The organism is Ruthenibacterium intestinale (genome assembly GCF_040096265.1).
Lineage (GTDB): Bacteria > Bacillota > Clostridia > Oscillospirales > Ruminococcaceae > Ruthenibacterium > Ruthenibacterium komagatae.
This window is the reverse complement of record NZ_JBBMFA010000107.1, coordinates 1-6,121: the sequence shown is the minus strand read 5'-3', so window position 1 is coordinate 6,121 and position 6,121 is coordinate 1. Positions and strand designations below refer to the sequence as shown.

Sequence of the window (6,121 nt, the reverse complement as noted above, 5' to 3'; positions counted from 1 at the left end):
CTTCATTCTACCAGAGTTCTGCAAACCATGTCTTCTTTTATCCTCTTTTCAATTTGCGAAACTTATTGTACCTTATCCGCCGCCGGACATCGTAGATCCGCCCTCGCCGATCACCGTTTCATATCCATCGGGAAGCGCCGTAATGAAGTCGTGGCACTGCGCCTTTTTCGCTGCCTCTATAATTTCTTTCTGGGTTGCATTTGGATTGCCGAAACGGATGTTGTTCTCAACGGTATCGTGGAACAGATAGACCTTTTGAAAGACCATCGAGATATTGCGGAGCAAGCTGTCACAGGTCATATTCCGCACATTCTCACCGCCTACTGTGACCTCCCCGCTGTCCACATCATAGAAACGGGCAATCAGGTTACAAATCGTGGTCTTGCCGCTGCCAGATGGCCCTATAATGGCCGTAGTGCTGCTTTGTGGGATGGAAAAGCTGATATTCCGTAAAACAGGAACTGTATCGTAGGAGAATGTCACATCACGGAAAGCAATGTCTGCGTTTTGCAAAGAGATAGCTTTCCCATCTTTGTCTATCATGTCGGCGTGTTCAATGCCGTCCAATTTATCCAGTGTAGCATCAATAACCTCCAATACATGGGCGGCATTGTTCATGGCCTCCACACTTCCAAAGATCATAAAGGAAAACATATCCAGCATGAGCATAGCTCTGTTTCTACAAATGGACCAGCGGAAGCGGCAAAAGTACCCTCTCCCGACTCATCGCGCGTTTCTGGGATGTAAACCAGGGAACGGTCAAAATTGGCAGAATTGATCTACGCGAACTTAATCCGGAGCACCCGGTAGAATATATGTCCTTTGTGTTCCAAGATGTAGTGCTTTTTAACGACACCGTCTATAATAACATCAAAATCGGTAATCTAAACGCCACAGAAGAGCAGGTTATGGCAGTCGCCAAAGCCGCCTACTGCGATGAATTCATTGAAAAATTGCCGGACGGATATCACACAGTTTTGGGAGAAAACGGGAGCACTCTTTCCGGTGGTGAACGGCAGCGCCTGTCCATCGCAAGAGCTCTGCTGAAAAATGCCCCCATTGTTCTTCTGGATGAAGCAACCGTCAGCCTGGATCCGGAGAGTGAATCCTCCATCCAGCAGGACAGCCTTGGGTGGAGCGTATAAGATTTAAGAGACGGCCTGAAAAACTCAGGCCGTCTTTCCGTTTCCCTGCATTGCAGTCTGGTGATGTTAATGATCAATCCGCTTCTCACATGGGCCACAGTGGACATAAAAAAATCAACAAGGTGATTGATTGCAACGCAAGAATGCAGTATAGTAAAAGTAGTTAGCAATAGGCAACCATCGTTTGAAAACATCGTGGTAGGATACAGGGATACGGAGGCAACTATATGCACACGTATTATCAAAAAAGCAAGAATAAGCTCCAGCGGGAAATGAACAATTATCTGAAACTTGTCAAGCCTGAACTGAAGGAGATTTTCCGAAAGCCCTATCCCCAGATTTTCGCTGAAGTTTGGGAGTACTATGAGCAGGAGATGCTGGAACATTTTCCTTTTATCGGTGGCGACAGAAGCAGCGGAACGAAAAATCTAACTGGCTGTATGTTCTTTATTGCCATTGGTGTTGTGGGAAAACGATACGGTCTTTCCATCCAAGACTGGGGACGTCTGTCCACCACCCTCTATGAGCGGTACTTTGACAGAGTTCCCCGACCGTTGCGCCGACTGATTGGTGGAGTGTTCAACCATTGCCCTGATCTTGTCAACAAGGCATTGCATCGCAAAGACAGAAAGAATGCGGAAAACGCTGCGAGAAACCCGGGAAGCTTTGTAACGCAGACCATGACCCCCACAGAAGAGTACCCCGTCATCTATCACAACCAGGTTTGCCCCATCTATGAGTTTTGCAAAGCGAGAGGCTACATGGAGTATCTTCCTTACATGTGCAATCTGGACTATGTAATGTTCCATGCCTTTGGTGTTGCTCTGTACCGGGAAAAAACCTGTGCAACCGGGGATGACGTGTGCGACTTCAAGATGAAACGCGGCGCAGCAATTCCTGCTGTGTGGCCTCCGCATATTTTAGATGAATCTGATCCACTGAAATGATTCTTTCCTCGCGTTAGGAGTACCATAAAAGGAGAAAACCATTATGAAAAGAGTGATTAAAGGCGGATTTTTGACACTGAGTGGTACGATTGGAATTACTGGAACGATGATGGTTGCGATGCAAAGCCCAGCAAACGCATGGGTAACACCACCGGGAAGAATGATCATAAGTATTTTTGAAAACGGGTTATCCCTTCCTGCAATTTTGTTTCTTGTACTGTTCGTTTGCGGATTGTTTTTTATCCTGACAGACAATATAACAGATTAACTGGTCTTCGCATATCGGAAACTGAGTTGTGCGGTAAAACAGTAGAACCAATGGACATAAACATGTCGCTTCTTCTTGTGAGGGTTATGATTCCAGTTCTCCCCTGCTCTTCTGAGCTTGCTATCGGATTAATAAGCTACACTTGGGCGGCGAGATAAGACATGGTGCTTAACGCACAAATGGTTAGCAACAACTAGTTAAACAACTCCCTTGTAGATGAAAGGGGATGCATATGAACTGGATGCGCACTTTTTTAGATGGGCTCGCCATGGCAGCTTACTTTAACCTGTTCGCCGGGTTGGCAGCGCTGTATTGTCCCAGGCTGATGTTCCCTTGTTATCCGCCCGCCATCATCAAGGCGGCGAAAGAGCCGCCTACCGCGACAGAAAAACGTTCTTACTGGCTTTGGATCTGTTTCGGAGAACTTCTGCCCCTTCTTCTTTATGGTGCGATCAGTGCTTTGGATGGCGGGACAACACGATTCTGGTGTCTGACCCTGACTGGGTATATCCAGTGGATAATGGTCAATTTCTGTGATCTGTTCTTCCTGGATTTCTGGCTGATTCAAAAGAAGGCAAAAAACCGGTTCGTCATCCCCGGCACCGAGGGACATCCTGATTATACGTTCAAAAACTGGATGAAGAACTACGCTCTGCCGGAGCACCTTCTCCAATGGCCGTTTTTGATGTGTCCCATCCTGGCAGTAGCTCAAGCGGGACTAGGGCTGCTTATCAATATGTTTTGGTGATCTTATGAGGTGCAGAAGATTGTAGCCACCCGCCCGGCGCTATATCTGATCCAGGAAATCACATTTTATCTTTTCTGCGAGGAGATTCTTTATGACGCTTGCAACACTCACCGCCTCTTCTCCACAGTAACTTTTACAGGCAAGAGCGGTGCCACCTTCTCTCCGGCTTACAAAGCGTGATCTGGTTGATCTGTCGCCCAGCTCACGGCGATGACAGACCTAGCCGGCGGGCACTTGGCGCGGACGGATGATTATTCAAATTGATTACAGAATTCATCAAGACTTAAACAGGAGGATAACCATGTCCAAGCTAGGTGTTGTAGAAGACACGCTGTTTGTCCCCATGCTGGGCAGAATCTATGCCAGTGAGCACTGTCCAAATGTTTTGTACGATCAAAAGGCGCTGGAACTGAAAAATAAGCTTCCGACCGACCTGCTTGGAAAGGGCGGCCAGAGCCAGTATACCCTGCTGGCCTCCGCCGTCCGATCCTCCAATATGGATCGAACTGTTCAGGCCTTTCTGGAGCGCAGTTCGGATGGCGTGATCGTCCAACTCGGCTGCGGCCTGGAGACAGCTTATTATCGCAGTGACAACGGGCATACACACTGGTATGCTGTGGATCTGCCTCATGTGATGGAGTATCGACGGAAGCTGCTGCCGGAGCCGGAGAGGGAAACCTACCTCGCCGGGGACGCCTTTGCAGAGGACTGGATCAGACAAGTTCGCGCCGATGTGCCAAATGCGCCGATTCTGGTCACCGCCGGGGGGCTGTTCCATTATTTTGAGGAGGCCAAGGTTGTAGGCCTGTTGCAAACACTGCAGCAATATGGAGAGATAACGCTTGTTTTTGATACTGTAAACAAAAGTGGCATGGCTATGATGCGAAAAAAATACATGAAGCAATTGGGCCATGCCGATGCGCAGATGTTTTTCTATGTAGATTCGGCAACGGATCTGACTAAAAAAATCGGCGGTAAAGTCAAGGTTCTTGCGGAAGAACCATACTATTACCACATCCCCAGGAATGGTCTGAAATTGTCTACAAAAATCAGCATGACAGTTTCTGATGCTTTGCGCATGGTGAAAATGATACAGCTGAATTTGTTAAAGTGAGGAAGCGACAATGAATATCGCAGAATTTCGTCAAAAATATCCAGAAGACACACTGGTATTACCCAGCGGAAAACCCTTTCCCTACCGCTACTATAAAAATCCTCAAGCAAAAGCGACCGTTGTTCTCCTGACTGGCGGAATCGGTTTGTCCGATCTGCTCTATCTGCATTTTGACCGACTGGCCAAAGATTTCTCTGTCCTTACTTTTGATTACCCCATCTGCTTTGCCGACAACAAGGAGCTTGCACAGGCCGTGGCTGCGCTTTTGCAGCACCTTGGCGAGAAAGCCTGGTTTGTAGGGCAATCTCTTGGAGGTGTTGTGGCGCAGATCATCGCCTCCCTTTATCCGGAAGTAGTGGACGGTTTGATACTTTCCAACACCTGCTCGCTTTCTAAGGATATGAGTCCCGCTGCATATGCACATTTAATGAATATGCTCAAAAGCCAAGAGAAGTTTAAAAAGCTTCTCTCCGTCCTTCCATTTTCTGCGGTAAAACACTCTATAAAACGAGTCGTTTTGAATCAAAAAAAAGATGGATTGACATCACAAGAAAGAACGACCTTGGAAGAATTCTGTGCTATTATGATGGATTTGTTGACAAAGGAATATGAGCGTCATATGGTTGATCTTTTAATCGATACGCAAAACTATTTGGGGATGACAAAAGAGACCTTTATCACGTGGAACGACAGGGTTTTGCTGATGTTATCTGCGGATGATGCCACGTTCACACAAGACTGCAAGGATGCCCTTATATCCGTGATGCCAAACCCTACCGTATGCACCAATCTTACCGGAGGACACCTTTCCCTGCTGTTTCGATTGGAAGAATATGTAGAATATATCACTGTGTATATTTCTGAGCGTACATAGAAAAATCGTTACGATGAGAAAGCCCCCTTCTCTACTATAGCGAGGAGGGATTACCGTTCGAGTGGCTGTTTCTTTTTAGTGTTCTAAGGCAGAAGCCCAAATAATGATCGGTGGAAAAATATTTTTGTGTTTTCGCTTTTTTAATCGTCGCCGCTTTGCCTTATTTCCGGTTTCGTCTTCTATCTTGATAGGGCAAGTCCAATAGGTACACAATGTGGACCTATTAGGCTTAACACCGTACGTGGGAGAAATAAGGGCTTGTGAGACATCACAGGCCCTTATTTTTATTGGACAGAGAGGCCATCGCCTCTTGTAGAGCGACAAGTTTTCTGCCGGTGAGCTGCGGCGTATAGGGATATTGGGTCAAAACGTAACTGTGGGTAGTTCAAGTGTTCCCGCCTAAAACCAGGACCGTGGATGACACATTGCCCCCCTGAGCGATTTTATATACCTTCTTAGATTAAATACAGAATCAAATTGAATCCTCACTCTGCCCATATGCCCCAACACAAACAAAGCCCACAACGGAATCTTCCGTCGTGGGCTCTGTTCACGCAGCTTTTCTGGGATCCACGGGTTATCTTAGAGGGAACGCCGGGATACTTCGAGCCCTTAAGTCTATACACAGTAGTGATCGCTGCCCCAGGGGAGCGAAAGTCCAGCGTCATGCGGGATATGACCACATTCCTCTATGAGTATGAACAGGAATATAACAAGGCGCACAGCATGGAAATACGGGAAAACCATTTGCAACGGGAATCTCTGGAGCGCCAGATCTCTGGTCTGCAAAAGAAGCTGGAGCGCAAGGAAAGCCGGGAAATGGAGTTGGAGCTGCGGCAGCTTCAGGAGCAGCTGCAAGAAACTCCAGAACTAAAGCCGGTTCGCTTTTTTGCGGACGATTGTTCCAGTGAAGCGCTGACCAGCTTGATGGCATCTAACAACGGGGTATTCTCGGTGATCTCTACGGAAGGAGGTATCTTTGACATCATGGCAGGACGGTATTCCAACAAATCCAACATTGATGT

Annotated in this window: 6 protein-coding genes and 2 pseudogenes; 7 read left to right on the top strand and 1 reads right to left on the bottom strand. The window is 47.2% G+C overall.

Annotated features, from left to right (window positions below; all coding sequences use genetic code 11):
• Window positions 1-78: 78 nt before the first annotated feature.
• Window positions 79-669 (bottom strand): annotated as a pseudogene (locus WMO24_RS13445) (ATP-binding cassette domain-containing protein); the annotation flags it as partial.
• A 23-nt stretch (window positions 670-692) separates the two neighbouring features.
• Here WMO24_RS13445 and WMO24_RS13440 point away from each other — a divergent pair.
• The 7 genes and pseudogenes from WMO24_RS13440 to WMO24_RS13410 form a co-directional block, all read left to right on the top strand.
• Window positions 693-1,121, top strand: a pseudogene (locus WMO24_RS13440) (ATP-binding cassette domain-containing protein); the annotation flags it as partial.
• 251 nt (window positions 1,122-1,372) lie between these two features.
• Window positions 1,373-2,092 (top strand): L-2-amino-thiazoline-4-carboxylic acid hydrolase, encoded by a 720-nt coding sequence (locus WMO24_RS13435; RefSeq protein ID WP_204659350.1) that lies wholly within the window; start codon window positions 1,373-1,375, stop codon window positions 2,090-2,092.
• Between the two features lie 43 nt (window positions 2,093-2,135).
• Window positions 2,136-2,360, top strand: coding sequence for a peptidase M50 (locus WMO24_RS13430; protein WP_087181183.1), 225 nt, complete (start codon window positions 2,136-2,138; stop codon window positions 2,358-2,360).
• A 232-nt stretch (window positions 2,361-2,592) separates the two neighbouring features.
• A complete protein-coding gene (locus tag WMO24_RS13425) occupies window positions 2,593-3,108 on the top strand; it encodes a hypothetical protein (RefSeq protein WP_349216879.1) in 516 nt (171 codons plus the stop codon).
• 301 nt (window positions 3,109-3,409) lie between these two features.
• Window positions 3,410-4,222 carry a class I SAM-dependent methyltransferase gene (locus WMO24_RS13420; protein WP_349216878.1) on the top strand — a complete coding sequence of 271 codons (813 nt, stop codon included), beginning with the start codon at window positions 3,410-3,412 and terminating at the stop codon, window positions 4,220-4,222.
• Between the two features lie 10 nt (window positions 4,223-4,232).
• Window positions 4,233-5,096 (top strand): alpha/beta hydrolase, encoded by an 864-nt coding sequence (locus WMO24_RS13415; RefSeq protein WP_349216877.1) that lies wholly within the window; start codon window positions 4,233-4,235, stop codon window positions 5,094-5,096.
• Between the two features lie 498 nt (window positions 5,097-5,594).
• On the top strand, window positions 5,595-6,121 hold a 527-nt coding region (locus WMO24_RS13410), incomplete at its 3' end, for a DUF3987 domain-containing protein (RefSeq protein ID WP_349216876.1).